Here is a 20,519-nt window from a genome sequence, read left to right as displayed (position 1 = left end):
TGACGCCCATGCATGACGACACTCGCATAACACTCACCATTCCCGACCATATCGATGCGGCGATGATCGTCGGTCCTCAAGACTGCGTGCTGCATACGATACAGAAGGCGTTTGCCGCGCGGATCACCGTGCGCGGCAATCTCGTCATGCTCTCGGGCGACTCGCTCGAGGTCCAAAGCCTGACCGCCCTTTTCGGAGACCTCATAAAGATGGCCGCTTCGGGCGCTGCTCCTACGGTGGAAGACGCTGAACGCGCGGTCGAGCTTCTTCGGCAGGGGGAGTTCGCTCCTTCTCTTCTGCGCGAGGATATTCTGCTTACGTATCGAGGGCGCGCCATACGTCCGAAAACGGCGGGGCAGAAGCACTACGTCGACGCCATTCGTTCCCATACGGTGACGTTTGGCATCGGTCCCGCGGGCACGGGGAAAACCTATCTGGCCATGGCGATGGCCGTGGCGGCGCTCAAGCGCAAAGACGTCAACCGCATCATCCTCACGCGCCCCGTGGTGGAAGCGGGGGAGAACCTTGGCTTTTTGCCTGGCACGCTCACCGAGAAGGTCGATCCCTACATCAGGCCGCTCTACGACGCCCTTTTCGACATGACCGACATGGAGCGGGCGCGCGAGCTCATCGAAGGCGGCGTGATAGAGATCGCGCCGTTGGCGTTCATGCGCGGCCGCACCTTCAACGACAGCTTCATTATCTTGGACGAAGCTCAGAACACGACCCCCGAGCAGATGAAGATGTTCCTCACCCGTCTCGGCTTCAATTCCAAGATGGTAATCACGGGGGACATCACCCAGCTCGACCTGCCGCGCGGGCTTTCGGGTCTGAAAAGCGTCCAGCGCGTTCTCGACGACGTTGAGGACATCGCGTTTTGCACCCTTACCGGCCGCGATGTCGTCAGGCATTCTCTTGTCGCCCGAATCGTGGAAGCCTACGAGCGCGCCGCCGCGCATGACCGCAGTCGGGAAAAGCGCGCGGACTGCTCCGATGAAGACGGGGAGGGCGAGGGATAGCGCCGCGTCTTTCGCCCGATGCAGCATCGGGCGAGCGCCTCTGATGTAAGACTCGGCTTCGTGCCGCTGATCATAGAAACGGAGATTCATTTCATGGCTAATTCTTTCAAAAGCGGTTTCGTGACGCTTGTCGGTCGACCGAATGCCGGCAAATCCACGCTGATTAACGCGGTTGTTGGCCACAAGGTGGCCATCACCTCCAACACGGCGCAGACGACCCGCCATCGCTTCCGCGCCATTGTCACGCGCGAAGACATGCAGATGACCATGGTCGACACCCCAGGCCTGCACAAGCCCCACGACGCGTTGGGCGAAGAACTCAACACCAGCGCCATCATGGCCATGGAAGACGTCGACGTCATCGCGTTTTTGGTCGATGCGAGCAAGCCGATCGGCCGCGGCGACGAATGGGTCGCGGCTCAGGTGCGCGCCGTGCGTCATGCGCGCAAGATTCTCGTCATAACCAAGGCGGACCTGGTTGATAAAGACGTCATCATCTCCCAGCTCGAGGCTGCGCGCGCGCTGGGGCGTTGGGACGATGAGGTCGTGCTCTCCTCGAAGTCGGGCTTCAACGTCGACGGCTTCGAGCATGCCGTTTCCCGCTGGCTTCCCGAGGGTCCGAAATGGTTCCCCGACGACATGGACACCGACCAGCCTTTCGAAGTCCTTGTTGCCGAGTTCATTCGCGAGAAGATCCTTCGCAGCTTCCGCGACGAAGTGCCGCATTCCATCGGCGTTATCGCCGATCAGATCGAGTACGAACGTCGCAAGGACATGTATAAAATCTACGCGGTGGTCTACGTCGAGCGCGATTCCCAGAAAGGCATCATCATCGGCAAGGGCGGAAGCGCTATCAAACAGATCGGCATAGAGGCCCGCCAGGACCTCGAACAGTTGCTGGGGTGCAAGGTGTTTCTCGACCTGCAGGTCAAGGTCAAGAAGAACTGGCGTCGCGACCTGAACCAGATTCGCCGCTTCGGATACGGGGAGGGCATCTAGCCATGGCCAAGTTCTGCACGTGGTGCGGCGCTCCCTTGGAGCCCGGCGCGCGCTTTTGCGGCGAATGCGGCGGGCGGATTCTCGAGACCGTCACCGTCGACGGCTCGAAGGCGGTGGAAGCATCGGACGCCCTGCGCGGTTTCGGCATCGTGGACGGCAAAGAGCTGCCTGCGGATGCCACTCTTCGTCTCGACCGGGATTCGGTGGTCGTTCCCACGGATAACGAGCAGAAACGCTTTTCCCTCGACAGCGCGAAGAAGAGACGCAATGTTGCATTCATCGTCATCGGAATCATCATCGCGGTCCTTCTGGTCGTGGTTGTAGTCTTGGGCACGATGTATCTGAACGGCAAGCAGTCGGGATCGAGCGAGCCTTTGCAGGTTGCCAGCACGGACCAATCCTCGGGCGAGAATACCGAGCAGGCTCCTCAGCCGTCTTCTACTTCGGAATCGGAGCAGGCGACGATCGACGATAAAGTTTCGAGCGAGCTGACCGAAGAGCAGGCGTATGACTTTCTTTCCGAGGCATACGAGAAGCTCGATACCTACGACGAGCGCATAGGTACATGCGTCGAGGACTTCAACGCCGACTTCCTGGTGAGCTCTATGGACACGCGCAATGCCTCGAAGGAGTTCGCCGACAAGGTTCTGAGCGATCTTACGAGCGACCTTGCAAGCCTGGAGTCGGCGAAGATACCATCGGGATCGTCGTATGTCGAACAGGCGGAGAAGGTGATGGAGCTTTACGAGTGTCAGATCGGCCGTGTATCGGCGCTTACCAACGCCTGGGCGCTCGATGTGACCTTCGAGACACCCTCTGAGCACAAGGCCGAGATTCTGGCCAAATACACCGAAGGCGATGCGAAGACGTATCTGTCCCGCTACGACGAGCTCTACTCCCAGGCTGAGCCTACGCAGGCTTCCTAGGCGGCGCGCTTTCGTGTGCTTTGGCGTGGTTGTGCCTTTTCGCTTGACAGCTCGAAGCAATCCACTATGATAAAGCGCTATGAGTTTCGAATTCGTACATACCATGACCAACATGATGATGCACATGCTCAAGCCTGGGCTTGTTGGCGTGTGCGCCGACGCTCAGGCTTGAGCTTCCGGGCGGCCTAGCCGCATTCATCTGTCACGAAACGTATATATGTACGAGGAATCATGATTAATCTTACCAATTTGTCCAAGACGTACTTCGGGCGCTTCGGTTCGCACGAGGCGTTGCGCGATGTGAATCTCCATGTCGAGCGCGGCGATGTATTCGGTATCATCGGGCAGTCTGGCGCCGGCAAATCGACGCTGGTGCGTTGCATCAACCTGCTCGAGCGTCCGACCGAAGGCTCCGTGATTATAGACGGCAAGGACGTCACGGCCTATCGAGGGAAAGAGCTTTCCCAACTTCGCGAGTCGATCGGCATGATCTTCCAGAACTTCAGTCTGTTCCAGCAGCGAACGGTGTTGCGCAATGTGACATTTCCGCTCGAGCTGCGTCGGGAGGATAAGACAGCCGCTGAAAAACGCGCGCTCGAGCTGCTCGAGCTTGTTGGCCTTGCCGACAAGGCTGCCAGCTACCCGAGCCAGCTCTCGGGAGGGCAGCAGCAGCGCGTGGCCATCGCGCGCGCCTTGGCCAACAATCCCGAAATCATGCTCTGCGACGAAGCAACGAGCGCGCTCGACACCATGACAACGCATGCGATTCTCGACCTGCTTCGCGATATCAACAAGGAGCTCGGAGTCACGATGGTCGTGATCACGCACTCCCTTTCCGTTGCCAAGCAGATCTGCAACAAGGTCGCCGTTATCGAGGGGGGCGCCATTGCCGAGGTGGGAGCGACCGATGAGGTGTTCGGCAATCCCCAAAGCGACGCCACGCGTCGTCTTATCGCGGCCGACTCCGGCCTGTCCGTCGAGGAATTCGAGGCAGCGCGCGCTGCAACTTCTAAGGAGGCGTAAGCCATGGAGGCCATCACGTCTTTCGTCGACCAGTACGGCGCTCTTATGGCGCAAGGCACGTGGGACACCGTTGTCATGACCGTTCTTTCTACGGCGTTCGCCTACGTTATAGGCATTCCCCTGGGCGTTTTGCTGATTCTTACCGCTCCTGGCGGTCTTCATCCCCACCGCGTCTTCAACAGCGTTCTGGGCTGGCTGGTCAATATCGGCCGCTCCATCCCGTTCATCATCCTGATCGTCTTCATGATTCCCATGACGCGCGCTATCGTCGGTACTTCTCTCGGCGTTGCTGCTGCTATCGTTCCTCTGACGGTCGCGGCCGCTCCGTTCGTCGCTCGCATGGTCGAGCAGAGCCTTGCCGAAATCGACGGAGGTCTGGTGGAGGCCGCTCAGAGCTTCGGGGCGTCTACATGGCAGATCATCCGCAAGGTCTTTTTGGTCGAGAGCCTGCCGTCTTTGATTCGCGGCCTCTCTATTACCTTCATCACCTTGTTCGGCTTCGTTGCCATGGCGGGCACCGTCGGCGCGGGCGGCATCGGCGACATCGCCATTCGCTACGGCTACCAGCGCTATCAAGACGACGTCATGGTGGTTGCGATCGTGCTCTGCATCGTGGTCGTCCAGCTCGCTCAGAGCCTGGCGAATGTGATCGCTCGCAAAATCGACCACCGTTCGCGTTAATGATTCGCTTCTTGTAGCATTTCTGATGCGGCAAGGGGCGCAAGCCAGTTAGCATGGCCGTGATACGAATCGAAACTCGGCAGATTCGGTTGTACCGATACAGAACCAGACGTCCGCATCCGAAGGATTCGACGTCGCGCTTCACAGGAAGGTTTAGCTATGAAATTCAAAAAAGTTGCGGCCGTATGCGCTAGCGCCGTTGCGGCCTGCGGTCTTGCCGTTGCCTTGGTGGGCTGCGGCGGCGGCGCCGCGAAGCAGGTCGCCGTTCCCTCCGACGCCACCAACGAGGCTCGCGCTCTGCTTTTGCTGCAGGACCAGGGCATCATCAAGCTTGCCGACGGCGTCGGCCTGAACGCCACCAAAAACGATATCACGGAGAACCCGTACAACATCGAAATCGTCGAGGCCGAGGCGGCAAGCCTTCCGCGCATGCTGGCCGACGTCGACATGGCCGTTATCAACGGCAATTACGCTATCAGCGCCGACATCGATCCTGCCACTGCGCTTGCTTCCGAGGACTCCGCTTCTGAAGCTGCGGTCGAATACGGCAACGTCGTCGCCGTGCGCTCCGGCGAAGAGGAGTCCCCGAAGACCGAAGCTCTCCTGGCGGCTCTTGAGAGCGACACGGTGAAAGACTTCATCGACGCTACTTACAATGGCGCAGTTGTCGCTACGTTCGAATCCGGTGAAGCTGGCGAGATTCCTCAGGCAGAAGGCGACGACACCACCATCACGGTGGGTGCTTCTCCTGCTCCTCATGCAGAGATCCTCAACCAGGTTAAAGATCTTTTGGCCGAGAAGGGTTGGACGCTCGAAATCACCGAGTTCACCGACTATGTGCAGCCTAATGTTGCCTTGTCCGAGGGCGATCTTGATGCCAACTACTTCCAGCACCAGCCGTATCTCGACGATTACAACGCCCAGAACGGTACCGACCTTGTCGGCGTAGCGAAGATTCATTTTGAGCCTCTGTGCCTCTATCCCGGCAAAACCGCCAGTGTTGACGATTTGAAGGCGTAGCGAATACTGCAAGCCAATTCGTGGTTTGCCTCACTAGATGCTCAAAAGAACGGTCCCGAAGCTTCGGGACCGTTCTTTTGTTTCAGCATTGATTTTCGAATCATTTGCGCACGGTTCTCAGCGCGGTTCGCACCGCATGCAATGCCAGGACTCCTGCGATTACGGCTAATATCGCCAACGAGGTTCCGATATCGCCCGTTTGCGCGAACTGCTTTTCCAAGGATCCGTGCTTTGCCGCTTCGTCGGATTTTGCATCGCTCGTATCGGGGTCTGTGCCTTGACTTTGGCCTTCATCGACGCTTGGAGGTGTCGAGGGGTCTTGGGGGATTTCGGAATCGGTTTTCGGTGTATCGATCGGTTCGGTGAGTACGTAATGAATCAAGGGGCCCTCGATGGGGTTGCTCTCGTCTCCAAGGGGCGAACCGGCGCCGTTCATGGTGTTCGTGATGCTTCTTCCGATGTCGATCCAACTTCCGTCCGAGGTCCACGATCCTATTGCGGTCGTTGCCGCGATAAGCGACTCTTTGCTTCGAGCGTTTCGGAATCGTAGAAGACGGTCTTGGCGAGTCCTTGGGTGCCCTGCGCCGTTCCTATGGATATGGACGAGCGGACGGCGACGCATCCATTGCGCCCGATCGAGACGCCGCTGTTCGACGAGTTGTCCAAGGGCAGCTGCACTTCGGCGCGTTTCGTCGCATCGTTGCCGAAGGAGATGAGCAGCTCCGAGCCTGAGGACGACTCCTCATCTTGAAGTATGTCCGAAAACACCATCGCATAGCCATCCGATGATTCGGCGGCCGACAGCAGCACGCGTTGCATGTTGATGTAAAACACCGTGTCCGCGTATTCTTCGGGGCGCATATCCTCGGGGAAGGGATTTTCGAAATCTTCGGTTCCTACCGAGGCGATATGTCGGGCGAGATCGTCGAAGGAAAAAGCCGCGATGCTTTCTGTTTCGACCGCGTATCCTTCGCGAGAGATCTGGGAGAAGAGCAGGTGGTTCTGGGTTGCGATAAATTCGGCGGACGACGTCCAGGCATGCTTTGCCGAGACCGACCCGTCTTCGTTTTGGCTCAGCAGAGATAGGGTTGTTCCGCCGACGGGATTGTCTCCGTAATGCCTTGAGGCAACTACGATTTCGGAGCCGCGTGCGCCGAAGGCCCAGAAGTCCATGCCTGACAGGTTGATTTTCGACGTGACGGCTTTCGCTTCGAGGTCGATCCATAGCCCGGTCGTGCTTGGGTAGCCTGCCGACCTCGCGACGACGAACATGTGGTTGTTTTCGAGGGGGAGCGCTTTCACCACCTCATCCATGCCTCCTTCGGATACCGGGATGCTCGTGCTCGACGAGAGGTGGCCTGGGTTGTTCTGGTCGATGGTATGGACGGTCAGCTTGTCGCCGCCGGCTTGCACGAAGCGCAGGTTTCCATCGGGGCAGGACAGAACGCCGCTTACGGAAGGGGTCGTGCTTTCGTAGGCGGTATTAGCATACAGGTCGGCGGAGGCGATTTTTGCCATGGACGAATCGGCCTGAAGCGGGATACGTACCTCAGGCGATAGCAGCGTTTCGCCTCCCGTCTTTCCCAGGACGAACATTCCCGCGGGATAGACCAGTTCGCAACGCGAGGAAGGCGACAGCGCCTCGGGATCGAGAAGGCATTCGGTGGATACGGTGTCGCCCTTCACCGTGGTGAAGGGAAGCATGTAGGTGGAGCCGTCTATGACGAGCTGCGCTTGCTGCATCTCTTCCGTTGCTTTGAGAATGGGCGTAGAGGCGCGCAACGTAAGCACGGAGGCGTTCGAGAAGGATTCGAAGGTCGGCGTGAGCGCGAGTTCTCCAGAGATTTCGGGTTTCGAATCGTCGGAATAAGACACGCTTATCGTTCCCGTTTCTCCCCCTGTGTCTTTCGCGGCAATCGTCAAGCCGGTGAATCCGATACTCGCGTTTTCGAAGAAGTTGGTGGAAGGGTATCCCTGAGGAGTTATCGCCGATTCCTCGAAAAGCATGCATCCGTATGTATTCTCTCCGACGGCGCTGGGCGCATAATCGATGCCGCCTGTCGTATGGGCTTTGTCCATATCGGGGTCAACCAGCTCGATGAGTTGGCTGTGAACTGTTCCGTACAGGTTGCTGTTCGCATAATCCGATCCGTCGTCGGTGAGTTCTCCTCTGACGCGAAACACGCGGAATCCCGACGGAAGCTCGTGTTCTGCCAGGGCCGCATCAAGGTAGCGAACGCTTTGATTGCCGGCGTAGCGGTCGTATTCGACGAGGTAGAGGGAGGAGAACATGCCCGTATCCTGATTGGACACCACGACGATGCCCTCCGTTTCGGACGCGTCGTCGTCCGCGTATGCCCCGAGGGTCGCATCCACTGAAGGGGTGTCACCGTCTACGGCGTCGTGATGCTCTAACACTTCGCCGTTTCTTGTCACGGATATGCCGTCTTCGTTCGCGACGATGCGGGTGATTTTTTCTTCGGGCAGCCATCCGACGAGCCATTTCGAGTATCCGTTATGGTCGCCCATGTTCTGCATCATCATGTCGAAGGTCAGGATGCCGGAGTGATCGGAACCTTGTCCCGTCTGGCTTCGCGCGCTGTAATAGTCGGGCAGTCCGAGCACGTGGCCTGTTTCGTGAATAATGGTGCGGGCGGCTCAGGAGTTGCTGGAGTTTTCTGCCAGCAGGACCATGTTCCAAAGGCGGACGGAGCCGTCCTCGTAAAGCGTCGGGTCGCTCGCTGTGCTTTCGTTGCTCCACCAGACAGACCCCCATCCCGTATCGGGGCCCGCGAAGTGGACGTAGACGGCATCGAGCTTGCCGTCCTCGTTGGCGTCGAATCGGGATAGGTCTTCGCTCTCGTCAAGCGCTGCGAGCGCTTCGGCCACGAAGGACTCGGGGTTGTTCGTGTAGTAATCACGTTCGTATTTGGCGGCGTAGTCAAACGTCTCGCCCGTAAGGGAAAGCTTTCCATATGAAGCCCGGTAATAATAGGCGCTGAGGCTTTCATAGGGGAAAGGGGAGGTTCCGGCGGGGGCGGCTCCGTTTTGCGTTTTAGGTCCGATGATGGATTGGAGCGCGTCAAGCGTGTCGTTTTCTTCGAATTGGTGGTCGGGAAACGTTATCCTCAGCCCGAGCACGTGTGCGGCGCCAACGGAGGCCATGCCGCTTGACCAGTTTGAGGGAACCGCGTATGCGCCGATGCCTTGGGCGGCTCGCTCACGTTCCACGGCCTGGCTGATGAGTCCCTCGGAAGGCCGGTCGTTGCGAAGGCTTTCCTGATATGCAATGCGGGCCTCGAGCGTTCCGTCGGCTTCATAGGCGGCGCGCTGTTCGTCGGTCAGCATGCAAGGAGATCCGTTGGTTTCGGCCCCTAGCGCAGGGCGTCCCCAGGGAAGGAGAAGCGCGGCGGCGCAGATAAGGATGAGCAGGGCGCAGAGGCGGATGAATCGGTGTGCAGACGCGGTGGTCATGGCGTCCTCTTTCTCTTTATGGCGGTCTAGGAGGCATACTATATGAGCGGTTGCGCTCGGGACGTTCGGAATGCGATTTTGCCTCATCGCATGCGGGACGAATCTGCGAGAAACGGTTCCTCTCGAAAAGTGCTTTAAGAATTTGAAAAATAATGCTTGCCAACAAGAAGAGATGCGAGTAATATATCGATTCGCGCTTGAGTCGACGGTATTTGGAGACGAAAGCGAAATACAATGGGCGTTTGGCTCAGGGGGAGAGCACTTCCTTCACACGGAAGGGGTCACAAGTTCAAATCTTGTAACGCCCACCATTGTATTCCTCGGTAGCTCAACGGCAGAGCACTCGGCTGTTAACCGATAGGTTGTAGGTTCGAATCCTACCCGGGGAGCCATAGAATACTAAAGGGCCCGCATTGCGGGCTCTTTTTCGTATGCTTCTGTTTCCCAGGCACGAACAGTTCGCTCGTAAACGAAGCGTGCATTTGGCGCGGTCATTCGCTTCGCGAGAAATAGTCGATATTTTCCCTTGCCATGCAAAAGCGCATCGGGTAATATGCATTCCTGCGCGTTGCGAAAGCAAGCGAACATTCCTCGGTAGCTCAACGGCAGAGCACTCGGCTGTTAACCGATAGGTTGTAGGTTCGAATCCTACCCGGGGAGCCATTCAGATTTTGTACGAACCCGCGGGGAATCCTTGCGGGTTTGTTCTTTTTCATAGGTTCGTTTCTTTATTTCTTCAAGCATGGCCGAGGCTGGTATACTTTCGCCAGCTATATCGTTTCTTGCTATACAGCATGGTGTTTTGCAGAGGGTGACAGAAGTGGTCGGAAAGAAGAGCGATTTTCAACCGTCTTTCGAAAAGGGGCGTCGGCCCAATCCGCAGGGTCCGCAAAGCATCCCGCCCCAGCGCGGCTCCCATGTTGCGCCTTCGCAGGCTCGCGGCGGCGGTCGCCATGCCGCCGGTAGCTTTCCCGAATCCACGGTTGTTATGCCTCGCGTCGAGCAAGGATCGTTTTCTTCGTTCAATCCCGCTTCTCCCTCGTCCGCGCCGCAGGGGGCGTTCAAAGGCGCTGGTGCCGCCGCTCCTTCTATGCCGGGAAAAAGCTCGAAAAAGAAGACGCTTTTCATCGCGCTTGGTGCAGTAGTCGCTCTTCTTGCAACCGTCTATATTATCGGCGCCGTCGTCTTTATGGGTCGCTTCTATCCCAACACCACCATGGGCAGCATCGACCTTTCCATGAAGACCGCCGAAGAGGCGGCCTCCCTGCTTTCGAGCGCCGAGGAGAATTACGTGCTTCGCGTTCAGGGGCAGGGGCTTGATTTCAGCATCTCCTCTGAAGACGCCGGGTTGGGCGTCGATGCAAGGGCCATAGTCGATTCTGCTCTTTCGGATACCAATCCCTGGTTGTGGCCCGTAAGCATTCTTCTTGGGCACGATGCAGGAAGCCATCTTATGGCCACAAGCGATGACGAGGCTCTTGTTGCCTATGTCCGCACGCAGGTCGACGCCTTCAACGAATCAGCCACTCCCTCCGAGGACGCATGCGTCTCCTTCGATTCCGACTCCAGCCAATACGTCGTCGAGCAGGAAGTCTACGGAGACCAGGTTTCCGCGGACGCGGTCGTCGAGCAGATCTCCCAGGCCATGGTCTCCATGGCCGATACCCTCGATTTGGGCGAAGATGTCCTTATCGTTCCCACGGTCCTGTCTGACGACGCACGTCTTTCCTCGGCCGCCGAGAAGGCCAATGCCATGATCGGCTGCGATGTAATCTTGAAGGACTCCATGAACGGTACGGTTATGTCGGAGGTCACGGGTTCCGACGTTTCTGCCTGGATCTACTTCGACGAAAACCTCGAACCCGCCCTTGACGAGTCCGCTATGAACGCATGGGTCCAAGAGGTTGCCGCCTCCTTCAACACCGTGGGAACCACCAGGACCTATACGCGTCCCGATGGAAAGACGGTGACGGCTGAAGGCGGAGACTACGGCTGGGCTGTCGATGCCGATTCTTTGACAGCCTCCCTCAAAGACGCCGTTCTCAATGCCACGGTGGGCGAAATCACGGTGCCGTGCTCTTCTACTGGCAACGGCTATACGAAGGCCGGCCAGGATTGGGGGGCGTATTGCGACATCGATCTCACGGAGCAGCATGCGTATTACTACGATGCTTCGGGAAATCTGCTGTGGGATGCCCCTATCGTCTCGGGGAAGCCGAACGGAGAAGACGATACCCCTACGGGCGTGTATTATCTGAAGAACCTGCAGCAAAACGTTTCTTTGAGAGGTTCGATTGACCCTGCGACGAACGAACCCGAATGGGATTCTCCCGTTGATTATTGGATGCCGTTCGTGGGGAACATGGTGGGCCTCCACGATGCTTCATGGCAGCCGTCTTCCGTTTTCGGCAACGCCGAGGCCTATAAAACCTACGGAAGCCACGGATGCGTCAACCTGTCGTCTGATTCGGCGGCGTCTCTTTTCGGCATCATCCAGATTGGCGATGCCGTCATTGTGCACTGGTAGCATTCCGCTCCATTGCTTATTCGCGCGCCGTGCGGCTTATGTTCGCTACGGCGCGTTCGCTTGTCTTGAATTCGTCGCTTTCTTGCAACGAACGGGCATCTGCGCGAAACGTGCGGGACGAGGCTTCGTCTTGCGTCCTGTCGGATGGGGCATTGTCTTTCGCGTGCGGCCGGCTGCAACGTAGCGACTTTTACTGATTGGGTGATTGCAAGCATGATTATGCAGATCGAACATGTTTCTAAAAGCTTCGGCGGACGCGTTCTGTTCTCGGACGCGAGCTTTCGCCTCGAGGCGCACGACCGCCTTGCCCTCGTAGGCCCTAACGGTGCCGGCAAAACCACGTTGCTCAATATCATCATGGGCGTAGAAGACGCCGACGAGGGGTCGATCGTCTTCGCCCGGGGCGCCCAAGCGGGCTATCTCGAGCAGGAGGCCATCGAGATGGAGGAGCGCTCCATCTTCGAGGAGGTCATTTCAAGCCAGTCGGAGGTGCTCGAGGCTGAGCGCAGGCTCCAGATGCTCGAAGAGGGGCTCGGAAGCGATCCTACACCTGAGCAGCTGAAGGCGTGCGGGCGCGCCCGCGACGCCTATGAGGCCCTTGGCGGCTACGTCTTGGAGTCCCAGGTGCGCAGCGTCATGTTCGGCCTTGGGTTCAAAGAAGAGGACATGGCGCGCGCCACGAGCGAATTCTCCGGCGGATGGCAAATGCGCGTCGCCCTTGCTAAGCTGCTCATACGCAAGCCCGACCTTCTGCTTCTCGACGAGCCCACCAACCACCTCGATCTCGAGAGCGTGAAGTGGCTCGAGGGCTTTTTGCGCGGCTATGACGGCGCCGTCGTCGTAGTGTCTCACGACCGCGCCTTCATGGACAATATGGTCGACCGCGTCGCAGAAATCGACGCCGGCCATCTACAGCTCTATAAGGGCAACTACTCGGCTTATCTTCGCCAGCGCGAGGAAAATATCGTGCGTTTGCGCCAAGAGGCGGAGAAGCAGAAAGAAGAAATCGCCCATATGCAGGCGTTCATCGAGAAATTCCGCTATAAGCCAACGAAGGCGAAACAGGTTCAGGACCGCGTGAAGAAGCTTGAGAAAATCAAGCTCATCGAGGTGCCGCAGGAGAAGAAGACCGTTCATTTCAACTTCGTCCAGCCTCCGCGTACGGGCGACATGGTGGTAAGGCTCAAGGGTGTGACGAAGCATTTCGGCGACAAGCGCGTCTACGACGGCCTCGACCTCTCCATGTACCGTGGGGAGAAGATAGCGCTCGTGGGCCCCAACGGTGCCGGCAAGTCAACGCTGCTCAAAATGGTTGCGGGGGCGCTTTGCCCCGACGAGGGAAGCATCGAATACGGCGTGCATGTCACCAAGACCTATTTCGCCCAGCATCAGCTCGAAGAACTCTATGCCGGCAATACGGTTTTCGAAGAACTCGACCGCGTTGCTCCTGGCTGGACGATAAGCCAGGTGAGGAACCTACTCGGTGCGTTTCTCTTCCAAGGTGATGCAGTCGAGAAGAAGGTAGGCGTTCTCTCCGGCGGCGAGAAGTGTCGTCTCGCCCTGGCCAAGATGCTCGTCGCGCCGGCTCCTCTGCTGTGCCTCGACGAGCCTACCAACCACCTGGACATAGCAAGCGCCGACATCCTCGAGCAGGCTCTCAACGCCTTCGAGGGAACCATTCTCCTGATCACGCACGACCGACACCTCATTCGAAACGTTGCGAACAGGATCATCGAGGTCGTTCCTGGCAAAATTACGGTGTATGACGGAGACTACGATTACTATCTTTTCAAGTCCGGGCAGCTTGAGCAGGGCGGAGACCTCTCGGCCTCTTCGATCGACGATTTTCTCGACCAGCCCGAAGGGGATGTGCGATCGCGCGCCAAGCGCGGCCAGGCCCGTGCGAAAAAGAAGGCGAAGGCCTCCGGAAAGCCCGCCCAGCCGGCTGCCGCTGCTGCATCTTCGGCGGAGCTGACAGCGCCGAGAGCGAGTGCTCCGAAAAGCAAAGAGCAGAAGCGTCGCGAGGCGGAGGCGCGCAACAGGGCCTATGCGGCGCTTAAGAACCACCGCAAGCGCATCGCCGAACTCGACGCGCAGATGGAGCGCGATAACGCCCGCATGAAGGAGCTTTTGGACTTGATGGCCAACCCCGATTTCTACATCAACGAAGACGCCTCGAGCGATGCGGTGGCGGAGCATGCGCTTCTGAAGAAGAGAATCTCCCAGGCCGAGGAGGAATGGTTCGAGCTGACCGAAGAACTTGAGGCCGAAATGGAGCGTCAGAGCCAGATGTAGTTTCGCGCACGCGCTGCGGCTATGGACAAGACGCGCTTTGGACAGAATGCTCTCTCGTATACGGAAAGGACCGATGCAGCCCCATGACGGAACCGCTCAACATCGTGCTTGTCGAACCCGAAATTCCACAGAATACGGGCAATATCGCACGAACGTGCGCATGCTTAGGCGCCCGTCTGCACCTGGTCGAGCCCATGGGGTTTCGTCTCACGGAGCGCAACATCAAGCGCGCCGGATGCGACTATTGGGACAAGGTTGAAATCGTTCGCTGGCCGTGCTCGAGCGCGTTTTTCGACGCTCACGCGCATGACGAGCTGCATCTTTTTACAGGCCATGCGCAGACGTCATATACCGACGTGTCGTATGCGCCGGGCGCGTATCTTGTCTTCGGGAGAGAGAGCAGGGGGCTTGACGAAGAAATCATCGCACGGTACGAATCTTCGTGCGTGCGCATTCCGATGCGCGACGGTCTCAGGAGCCTCAATTTGAGCAACGCTGTTGCCATCGGGGCCTTCGAAGCCTCTCGTCAGCTGGGATTCCCCGGCTTGCTCTAGCATGTTTTCCGTATATGGCCGCCGCGCGCCGCGCGCGGTCGAATAAGCCGCCGAACCGCCGGCGGCAGATGGGTAATTGATTCTATGATTTCGCTTCCTTATATCATCTGCTCCGTTTTGAGCTTCGTTCCCGCAATCGTCTTTCACGAGGTTGCCCATGGCTTTGCAGCCTCCAAACTCGGGGACCCTACGGCGAAGAACCGTGGCAGGCTGAGCTTGAATCCCCTGAAGCACGTCGACCCGTTCGGGACGGTCCTCATGCCGTTGCTGCTGCTTTCTCTCGGTGGGCCCGTTTTCGGATACGCGAAGCCGGTTCCGTATAACCCGATGTATTTCAAGGATAGGCGCAAAGGGGAGGCCATCGTCGGCCTTGCCGGGCCGTGTGCCAATCTTGTCCTTGCCGTGGCTGCAGGCGTCGTGGCCTGGCTTTTGTACCCCGCAGCGCCCACGCTCGCTGCGGAAAGCCAGGCGTTCTTTTATTTCTACGCGCTGTTTTTGCCGATGTTTTCCCTGGTGAACCTATATCTGATGTTCTTCAACCTGATACCTATCCCGCCGCTTGACGGCTCGAGCATCATCGCGTTGTTCCTGTCCGACAAGCAGCTTTTGAAGTATTATCGAATCCAGCAGTATGCGCTTCCCGTTTTCATGGTGGTTGTCGTTTTGGTGCCGTACATCTTCCATTTCAACCCCATCGGCATATACCTTGATTTCACGGCGGGCAATCTTGCACAGCTGCTCTTTCCGTTCCGTTTCTAGGGTGACGCATGTCGTATCGCGTTCGCATAGATAGCTTCGAGGGGCCTTTCGACCTTCTGCTCTATCTGGTAAGTCGTCAAAGGGTGGATATCGGCTCCATTTCGGTGGCGCAGATCGTCGACCAGTACATCGCCTACGTCGACCGCATGGAAAAGCTCGATTTAGACGTCGCGAGCGATTTTCTGCTCGTGGCCTCGACGCTGCTCGAAATCAAGGCGTCTTCGCTTATCCCTCAGGAGCAAGACGAAATGCAAGATGAGCTCGACGAGCTCTCTCCCAGCGAGGCGCGCGATATACTCATCGAACGCCTCATCAGGTACAAACAGTTCAAGAACGCATCTGCCTCCCTCGGCGCCCGTTTCGAGCTTGAAGGCAGGATGCATCCTCGCATGGCGGGCCCCGATAAAGAGTTCCTTGGCCTGATGCCGGATTATCTCGAGCACGTCTCCCTCGATTCGCTCGGCCTGCTCGCCGCCGAGGCCATAGCGCGCCGCGACGTTTTTCTTCTCGAAAGCGAGCATATAGCGGCGAAGCCCATCCCCGTCGAAACGCACGTGCGGGCCATTCACAGGCGCATCAGCGCCTGCAAGCATATGATGTTCAGCGAGCTTCTCGAGGGCGCGCCCACGCTTCCGGTGCGCGTGGTGAGCTTTCTCGCGGTGCTTGAGCTCTATAAGCGGACGATGGTTACGCTCGAGCAGGAGGAGCCGTTTTCCGATATAGCCATTGACTTTGTGGAAGGCAGCGGAGAGCTTGTCTTCGACGAGGAAGACGAAAAGGAGTGGTCATGACCTTTGGGGGCTTGCCCGATTCTCATATCCCCGCCGCAATAGAGGCGTTGCTTTTCGTGAGCGACGAACCCGTCGGTGCGTTGGTGCTCGCCGACATGCTCGAGGTTGATGTGGAAACCGTCCAGAAGGCCCTCGACGTTTTGCGGGAGAGGCTTTCGGACGAAGAATCGGGCGTGCAGCTGAGAGAGGTGGCGGGCGGCTGGCGTTTGTATACGCACCCCCGATATCACGCCCTTATCGAAAAGTACGTCATATCGTGGGATACGAGGCGCCTTTCCCAGGCTGCGCTTGAAACGCTCGCCGTCATTGCCTATTGCCAGCCCATCACGCGCGCGGGCATTGCGTCGGTGCGTGGGGTGAACTCCGACAGCCCTGTCAACTCCTTGGTAGAGAAGGGTCTTGTGCGGGAGGCGGGCAAGGACTCCTCAAGCCCCGGACAGCCCATGCTGTATGCCACGACGCGTTCTTTTCTCGAGAAGTTCGGCCTCGCCTCGGTTCGTGACCTGCCCGATATCGACCAGTTCGCTCCCGACGAAGAGAGTCGCGAACTCATCCGCGAACGGCTGGGCGTCACCCGTTCGCAGGCTCACGAGGCCGAGTCCCTTTTCGACGAGGACGAGCTATCGCTTAATCTGGATTTTCAGGGCGAGCAAGATAAGGGGTCCATGTTCAGTTGCGAATCAGCAAAGGCAATGGAGGAATGATGACGGAAATGTTGCATAAAGAAGAGGAGCGCATCGTTCCCATGCGCCTGCAGAAGTTTCTTGCACGTTCCGGCGTCGCGAGCCGCAGGGGAAGCGAAGACCTCATGACGGCGGGAAGGGTGCGTGTGAACGGGGAGGTTGTTCGCGAGCTCGGAAGCAAGGTCGATCCTTTGGTCGACGTGGTGACGGTTGACGGCAAGACGGTGCGCCTTTCCGACGAGCCCGTCACGCTGATGCTGCATAAGCCGGCGGGGTATCTCACCACGATGTCCGATCCTTTCGACCGGCCGACGGTTGCCGACCTCGTTCCGTGCGACCGCTATCCCGGTCTGTTTCCGATCGGAAGGCTTGACTTCGACACAACGGGGATTCTTTTGTTCTCGACCGACGGCGAGCTTGGCAACGGTCTTCTGCATCCGCGCAAGCACGTCGATAAGACGTATGAAGCCCATGTGGACGGCGTCGTCCGCGAAGCCGAGATTGCGGCTTTGCGCGAAGGAGTCCTTCTCGATGACGGGATGACCCTTCCCGCAGAGGTCGACCTCGTCGATTCGGACGGCTCTACAAGCAATGTTCGCATAACCATCCACGAAGGCCGGAAGCGACAGGTTCGCCGCATGTGCAGCTTCGTCGGACACCCCGTCTTGTCTCTTCATCGTTGCAAGTTCGGTCCGCTTTGCCTTGACGGGCTGCCCGAGGGCGCATGGCGCCTGCTTGACGAAGGGCAGGTTGCTTCGCTTCGACGCGCGGCGGGGTGCTAGAGAGTGCTAGAATCCCCCTAATGCTTGTTTTTTCGCATGGACGACTAAGGTGAGGAGCGATCATGGACACGCACGGCAATTCGATCACCATTGCTGCTCTCGAGGGGCCTTTGATGGGAAGCGTGCGCGTCCCCGGCGACAAGAGCATCTCCCATCGCGCCGTTCTTTTCTCGGCGATGGCGCAGGGCACGTCTCGGTTGTCGGGGGTTCTCGACTCGGACGATGTGCGTTCCTCCGTTCGCGCCGTGCAGCAGCTCGGCGCTTCCGTCAACCTTGAGAAAATGGCGGACGGAAGCCTTGCGGGCGGCATTACGGGGTGGGGGCCGGCGGGCCCAAAGCAGCCCGATGCTCCCATCGACTGCGGCAACTCGGGAACGACTTCCCGACTCCTCATGGGCATTCTCGCCCCCTGGGAATGCAAGGTGACGCTTACGGGGGACGACTCCCTGCAGCGCCGGCCTATGCGTCGCGTCACGACCCCGCTTGTTCGCATGGGCGCCCGTTTCTATCCCGAGGATAAAGACACCCTGCCTCTCGAGGTTTGCGGAACGAAGGGCCTCAGAGGCATCGAATACGATTCTCCGGTTGCATCGGCCCAGGTCAAAACTGCTGTGCTTCTTGCGGGTGTTTTCGCGCAGGGAACAACCGTCGTCACCGAGCCCTCTCCGTCTCGAAACCATACCGAGCTCATGCTTCCGCTGTACGGCGTGAGCACGACCGCGGCTTCGGGCATGGGCAGCGTCGAGGGTCCCGCTGCCATGCATGCGTGCGAGATCGATGTCCCGGGAGACCCTTCTTCTGCGGCGTTTCTCGCCTGCGCCGCGGCCTTGGTTCCCGGCAGCGCCATCCAGATCGAGAACGTCTCCCTCAATCCCGCCCGAATAGGGTTTTTGCGCACGTTGGAGCAGATGGGCGTGGATGCGTCGCGCCGAAGCGTCGGTTCTGCCGGCAAAGAACTCTCGGGTATCATTTCGGTCCAATACTGCGAGAAGCTTCACGGGTGTGAAGTCCCGGCGGAAAAGATCGCTTCGCTCGTCGACGAAGTCCCCGTCCTTTCTCTCGTCGCCGCCCATGCGCGCGGCGTTACGGTTTTTCGCGGCGTAGAAGAGCTGCGTCTCAAAGAGACCGACCGTGTTGCCGGCATCATCGAGGGACTCTCCCTCCTCGACGTCAACGCGTGGATGGATGGAAACGACCTGTATATCGAAGGCAACCCCGACCTGAAAGTCCCCGAGGGCATTGTGTTCGACTCCAAGGGAGACCATCGTTTTGCCATGACATGGGCTCTTGCGGGCCTTGTTGGCGGAGGGGCGCCTGTGCAGGTTCGCGGCTTCGAGAGCGTGTCGGTGAGCTATCCTGGTTTTATGGAGGATATTCGTTCTCTAGTTCGCGTTTCCTAGCAAGAGCTGGTATGTATAATCGTCACGTGCGCTCAGGCGGCATTGCCGCCTGAGCTCGCATGCTGTTTTTGTCAAGAAAGGCATTTCATGATTATTGCTATCGACGGCCCTTCCGGCGCCGGCAAGTCCACCGTTGCGAAGGCGGTTGCGACCAAGCTGGGGTTCAACTGCCTGGACACGGGTGCTATGTATCGTTCCGTCGCCTGGTACGCCCTCGAGCATGGGATTTCGCTCGATGATGCTTCGTCTCTCGGGGATATCGCCGCAAACAGGCCCATCTCGTTCGGCCACTGCGAAGGAGACCCTGTTCCGAGACGCGTCTTTATCGACGGGGAAGAAGTCACCGACGTCATTCGCACCGCTGACGTGGATAGGTCGGTCAGCACGGTTTCCGCGCATCCTTGCGTTCGCGAGGCCCTTCTCGAGCAGCAGCGCAGAATTGCTTCCGAGGGGAACTACGTCATCGAAGGGCGCGATATCGGAACGGTTGTTTTTCCCAACGCCGAGCTTAAGGTGTTTTTGACGGCCAGCAACGAGGAGCGGGCTCGTCGTCGCGTGCTTCAAAACGAACAGCGCGGCGTAGGGTCGGTTGATTTCGAAGAGGTTCTCGCGGACATCCTCCGACGGGACGAGCTTGATTCGAGCCGTCAGAATGCGCCGCTTGTCGCCGCTGAGGATGCATTGCTTCTCGATTCGACCGGCCGCGATATAGCGGATGTGATCGAAGAGATATGCGAGCGCGGCGCACGCGCGTGCGAAGCATAGGAACAGATATGATTTCGTACAAAGACCTGTGGGATATGCCCATGACGGCTGAAAGCGCCGCTCGTCAGGAATCAGGCGCAAAGCCTATCCCTCATGCCGTCGGTAATGTCATCTACGCCGTATTGGGCTCGATATTCAAAGTGGCCTTTCGCTACAAAGTGGTGGGTATCGATCACCTCAGGAGCTTTTCCGACGGCAGGGGCTGTGTGGTTGCCGGGAATCACGTGTCGTATCTCGACCCGGTTTTTCTGTGGCTTGCCGCCCGCCCTTCGCAGTGGATTCGTTTTATGGCCCGCGACAATATGTTCCAGAACGCCAAAGGCCTTGCGGGGCAGGTTATCGGTCGCGTGGGTGCTTTTCCCGTAAAACGCTCGAGCGCAGACCGCTCCGCCATCAAGCGGGCGGCGTCTATGCTCAAGCGAGGCGAGCTCGTTGGCATTTTCCCCGAGGGAACGCGCAGAGGGCGCGGTTCGGCCGTGCCCGAGCTTCACAGCGGCGTGGCTTTCATCGCGCGTATGGGCAAAGCCGCCATCGTCCCTTCGAGCGTTCGCAGGGTGGATGAGATAAAGCCGAAGGGGAGCACGTTTGTGCGTTTCCCCCGCATTACGGTGGCATTCGGCGAGCCGGTGTACCTGGAAGATTTCGATTTTCTTCCCAAAGAAGACAGGCTCGACGCAGCATCGTGGTATGTCATGAGGGAGTGTTACGCGCTTTCTCGCGATGTGGCGCGAGAAGACGTAGATATGAACGAGTTGTTCCCGAATTCGCGAGATTTTTCGCACGAGCTCGAAGGGCGCGTGCTTTCCAGGAAGGAGCGCTAG

The 20,519-nt window shown here is 58.4% G+C and carries 19 protein-coding genes and 3 tRNA genes; 19 read left to right on the top strand and 3 right to left on the bottom strand.

The features are described from left to right. Window positions 1–8 precede the first annotated feature (8 nt). The 6 genes from HMPREF9451_RS04200 (at window position 9) to HMPREF9451_RS10220 (ending at window position 5,668) form a co-directional block, all read left to right on the top strand. Entirely contained in the window at window positions 9–1,019 is a 1,011-nt protein-coding gene (locus HMPREF9451_RS04200) for a PhoH family protein (RefSeq protein ID WP_009139062.1), read from the top strand. 93 nt (window positions 1,020–1,112) lie between these two features. Next, window positions 1,113–2,018, top strand: coding sequence for a GTPase Era (gene era, locus HMPREF9451_RS04195; RefSeq protein ID WP_009139061.1), 906 nt, complete (start codon window positions 1,113–1,115; stop codon window positions 2,016–2,018). Between the two features lie 2 nt (window positions 2,019–2,020). Beyond that, a complete protein-coding gene (locus tag HMPREF9451_RS04190; protein ID WP_009139060.1) occupies window positions 2,021–2,944 on the top strand; it encodes a zinc ribbon domain-containing protein in 924 nt (307 codons plus the stop codon). Between the two features lie 231 nt (window positions 2,945–3,175). Further along, window positions 3,176–3,967: a methionine ABC transporter ATP-binding protein gene (locus tag HMPREF9451_RS04185; protein WP_009139059.1), complete on the top strand. Its 792-nt coding sequence runs from the start codon at window positions 3,176–3,178 to the stop codon at window positions 3,965–3,967. A gap of 3 nt (window positions 3,968–3,970) precedes the next feature. Next, entirely contained in the window at window positions 3,971–4,648 is a 678-nt protein-coding gene (locus tag HMPREF9451_RS04180) for a methionine ABC transporter permease (RefSeq protein ID WP_009139058.1), read from the top strand. A gap of 159 nt (window positions 4,649–4,807) precedes the next feature. After that, a complete protein-coding gene (locus HMPREF9451_RS10220) occupies window positions 4,808–5,668 on the top strand; it encodes a MetQ/NlpA family ABC transporter substrate-binding protein (RefSeq protein WP_009139057.1) in 861 nt (286 codons plus the stop codon). A gap of 100 nt (window positions 5,669–5,768) precedes the next feature. On the opposite strand, the gene HMPREF9451_RS09400 is transcribed toward HMPREF9451_RS10220, so the two are convergent. From HMPREF9451_RS09400 to HMPREF9451_RS09395, 3 genes are read right to left on the bottom strand one after another with little or no spacing between them, the layout of a single operon-like run. Further along, the gene (locus HMPREF9451_RS09400) at window positions 5,769–6,104 is read right to left on the bottom strand and encodes a hypothetical protein (RefSeq protein WP_009139056.1); all 336 of its coding nucleotides are present in this window, start codon (window positions 6,102–6,104) and stop codon (window positions 5,769–5,771) included. A gap of 56 nt (window positions 6,105–6,160) precedes the next feature. Continuing rightward, window positions 6,161–8,293 carry a metallopeptidase domain-containing protein gene (locus HMPREF9451_RS04170; RefSeq protein WP_009139055.1) on the bottom strand — a complete coding sequence of 711 codons (2,133 nt, stop codon included), beginning with the start codon at window positions 8,291–8,293 and terminating at the stop codon, window positions 6,161–6,163. A gap of 33 nt (window positions 8,294–8,326) precedes the next feature. Beyond that, on the bottom strand, window positions 8,327–9,142 hold the full coding sequence (locus HMPREF9451_RS09395) for a metallopeptidase domain-containing protein (protein WP_009139054.1): 816 nt from the start codon (window positions 9,140–9,142) through the stop codon (window positions 8,327–8,329). Between the two features lie 236 nt (window positions 9,143–9,378). Here HMPREF9451_RS09395 and HMPREF9451_RS04165 point away from each other — a divergent pair. From HMPREF9451_RS04165 to HMPREF9451_RS04105, 13 genes are all read left to right on the top strand, one after another. Beyond that, a tRNA-Val gene (locus HMPREF9451_RS04165) sits at window positions 9,379–9,453 on the top strand. Between the two features lie 6 nt (window positions 9,454–9,459). Then, window positions 9,460–9,534, top strand: a tRNA-Asn gene (locus HMPREF9451_RS04160). 196 nt (window positions 9,535–9,730) lie between these two features. Continuing rightward, window positions 9,731–9,805 (top strand) — tRNA-Asn (locus HMPREF9451_RS04155). Between the two features lie 157 nt (window positions 9,806–9,962). Continuing rightward, window positions 9,963–11,669, top strand: coding sequence for a L,D-transpeptidase family protein (locus tag HMPREF9451_RS04150; protein ID WP_009139053.1), 1,707 nt, complete (start codon window positions 9,963–9,965; stop codon window positions 11,667–11,669). A 213-nt stretch (window positions 11,670–11,882) separates the two neighbouring features. After that, on the top strand, window positions 11,883–13,964 hold the full coding sequence (abc-f, locus tag HMPREF9451_RS04145; protein WP_040626476.1) for a ribosomal protection-like ABC-F family protein: 2,082 nt from the start codon (window positions 11,883–11,885) through the stop codon (window positions 13,962–13,964). Window positions 13,965–14,047: 83 nt separating this feature from the next. Next, window positions 14,048–14,518: a tRNA (cytidine(34)-2'-O)-methyltransferase gene (locus HMPREF9451_RS04140; RefSeq protein ID WP_009139051.1), complete on the top strand. Its 471-nt coding sequence runs from the start codon at window positions 14,048–14,050 to the stop codon at window positions 14,516–14,518. Window positions 14,519–14,602: 84 nt separating this feature from the next. Then, entirely contained in the window at window positions 14,603–15,277 is a 675-nt protein-coding gene (locus tag HMPREF9451_RS04135) for a site-2 protease family protein (protein WP_009139050.1), read from the top strand. A gap of 8 nt (window positions 15,278–15,285) precedes the next feature. Then, window positions 15,286–16,068, top strand: coding sequence for a segregation and condensation protein A (locus HMPREF9451_RS04130; protein WP_009139049.1), 783 nt, complete (start codon window positions 15,286–15,288; stop codon window positions 16,066–16,068). Then, window positions 16,065–16,772 (top strand): SMC-Scp complex subunit ScpB, encoded by a 708-nt coding sequence (gene scpB, locus HMPREF9451_RS04125; RefSeq protein ID WP_009139048.1) that lies wholly within the window; start codon window positions 16,065–16,067, stop codon window positions 16,770–16,772. Before HMPREF9451_RS04130 ends, scpB begins: the two co-directional genes overlap by 4 nt. Continuing rightward, window positions 16,772–17,533 carry a pseudouridine synthase gene (locus tag HMPREF9451_RS04120; RefSeq protein WP_009139047.1) on the top strand — a complete coding sequence of 254 codons (762 nt, stop codon included), beginning with the start codon at window positions 16,772–16,774 and terminating at the stop codon, window positions 17,531–17,533. The genes scpB and HMPREF9451_RS04120 overlap by 1 nt, the downstream gene beginning before the upstream one ends. A gap of 62 nt (window positions 17,534–17,595) precedes the next feature. Next, entirely contained in the window at window positions 17,596–18,933 is a 1,338-nt protein-coding gene (gene aroA / locus HMPREF9451_RS04115; RefSeq protein ID WP_009139046.1) for a 3-phosphoshikimate 1-carboxyvinyltransferase, read from the top strand. 87 nt (window positions 18,934–19,020) lie between these two features. Continuing rightward, on the top strand, window positions 19,021–19,698 hold the full coding sequence (cmk, locus tag HMPREF9451_RS04110; protein ID WP_009139045.1) for a (d)CMP kinase: 678 nt from the start codon (window positions 19,021–19,023) through the stop codon (window positions 19,696–19,698). 8 nt (window positions 19,699–19,706) lie between these two features. Continuing rightward, window positions 19,707–20,519 (top strand): lysophospholipid acyltransferase family protein, encoded by an 813-nt coding sequence (locus HMPREF9451_RS04105; RefSeq protein WP_009139044.1) that lies wholly within the window; start codon window positions 19,707–19,709, stop codon window positions 20,517–20,519.

The sequence above is a fragment of the Slackia piriformis YIT 12062 genome (genome assembly GCF_000296445.1).
Classification (GTDB): domain Bacteria; phylum Actinomycetota; class Coriobacteriia; order Coriobacteriales; family Eggerthellaceae; genus Slackia; species Slackia piriformis.
This window is presented reverse-complemented; position numbering and strand designations above follow the sequence as displayed.

Bases quoted from the DNA above. Each gene is read 5' to 3' on its own strand.
- HMPREF9451_RS09395 (WP_009139054.1), bottom strand. From the start codon at position 9,142: ATGACCACCGCGTCTGCACACCGATTCATCCGCCTCTGCGCCCTGCTC.
- HMPREF9451_RS04185 (WP_009139059.1), top strand. From the start codon at position 3,176: ATGATTAATCTTACCAATTTGTCCAAGACGTACTTCGGGCGCTTCGGT.
- HMPREF9451_RS10220 (WP_009139057.1), top strand. From the start codon at position 4,808: ATGAAATTCAAAAAAGTTGCGGCCGTATGCGCTAGCGCCGTTGCGGCC.
- HMPREF9451_RS04130 (WP_009139049.1), top strand. From the start codon at position 15,286: ATGTCGTATCGCGTTCGCATAGATAGCTTCGAGGGGCCTTTCGACCTT.
- aroA (WP_009139046.1), top strand. From the start codon at position 17,596: ATGGACACGCACGGCAATTCGATCACCATTGCTGCTCTCGAGGGGCCT.
- era (WP_009139061.1), top strand. From the start codon at position 1,113: ATGGCTAATTCTTTCAAAAGCGGTTTCGTGACGCTTGTCGGTCGACCG.
- HMPREF9451_RS04140 (WP_009139051.1), top strand. From the start codon at position 14,048: ATGACGGAACCGCTCAACATCGTGCTTGTCGAACCCGAAATTCCACAG.
- HMPREF9451_RS04105 (WP_009139044.1), top strand. From the start codon at position 19,707: ATGATTTCGTACAAAGACCTGTGGGATATGCCCATGACGGCTGAAAGC.
- HMPREF9451_RS04120 (WP_009139047.1), top strand. From the start codon at position 16,772: ATGACGGAAATGTTGCATAAAGAAGAGGAGCGCATCGTTCCCATGCGC.
- HMPREF9451_RS04200 (WP_009139062.1), top strand. From the start codon at position 9: ATGCATGACGACACTCGCATAACACTCACCATTCCCGACCATATCGAT.
- HMPREF9451_RS04135 (WP_009139050.1), top strand. From the start codon at position 14,603: ATGATTTCGCTTCCTTATATCATCTGCTCCGTTTTGAGCTTCGTTCCC.
- cmk (WP_009139045.1), top strand. From the start codon at position 19,021: ATGATTATTGCTATCGACGGCCCTTCCGGCGCCGGCAAGTCCACCGTT.
- scpB (WP_009139048.1), top strand. From the start codon at position 16,065: ATGACCTTTGGGGGCTTGCCCGATTCTCATATCCCCGCCGCAATAGAG.
- HMPREF9451_RS04180 (WP_009139058.1), top strand. From the start codon at position 3,971: ATGGAGGCCATCACGTCTTTCGTCGACCAGTACGGCGCTCTTATGGCG.
- HMPREF9451_RS09400 (WP_009139056.1), bottom strand. From the start codon at position 6,104: ATGAACGGCGCCGGTTCGCCCCTTGGAGACGAGAGCAACCCCATCGAG.
- abc-f (WP_040626476.1), top strand. From the start codon at position 11,883: ATGATTATGCAGATCGAACATGTTTCTAAAAGCTTCGGCGGACGCGTT.
- HMPREF9451_RS04190 (WP_009139060.1), top strand. From the start codon at position 2,021: ATGGCCAAGTTCTGCACGTGGTGCGGCGCTCCCTTGGAGCCCGGCGCG.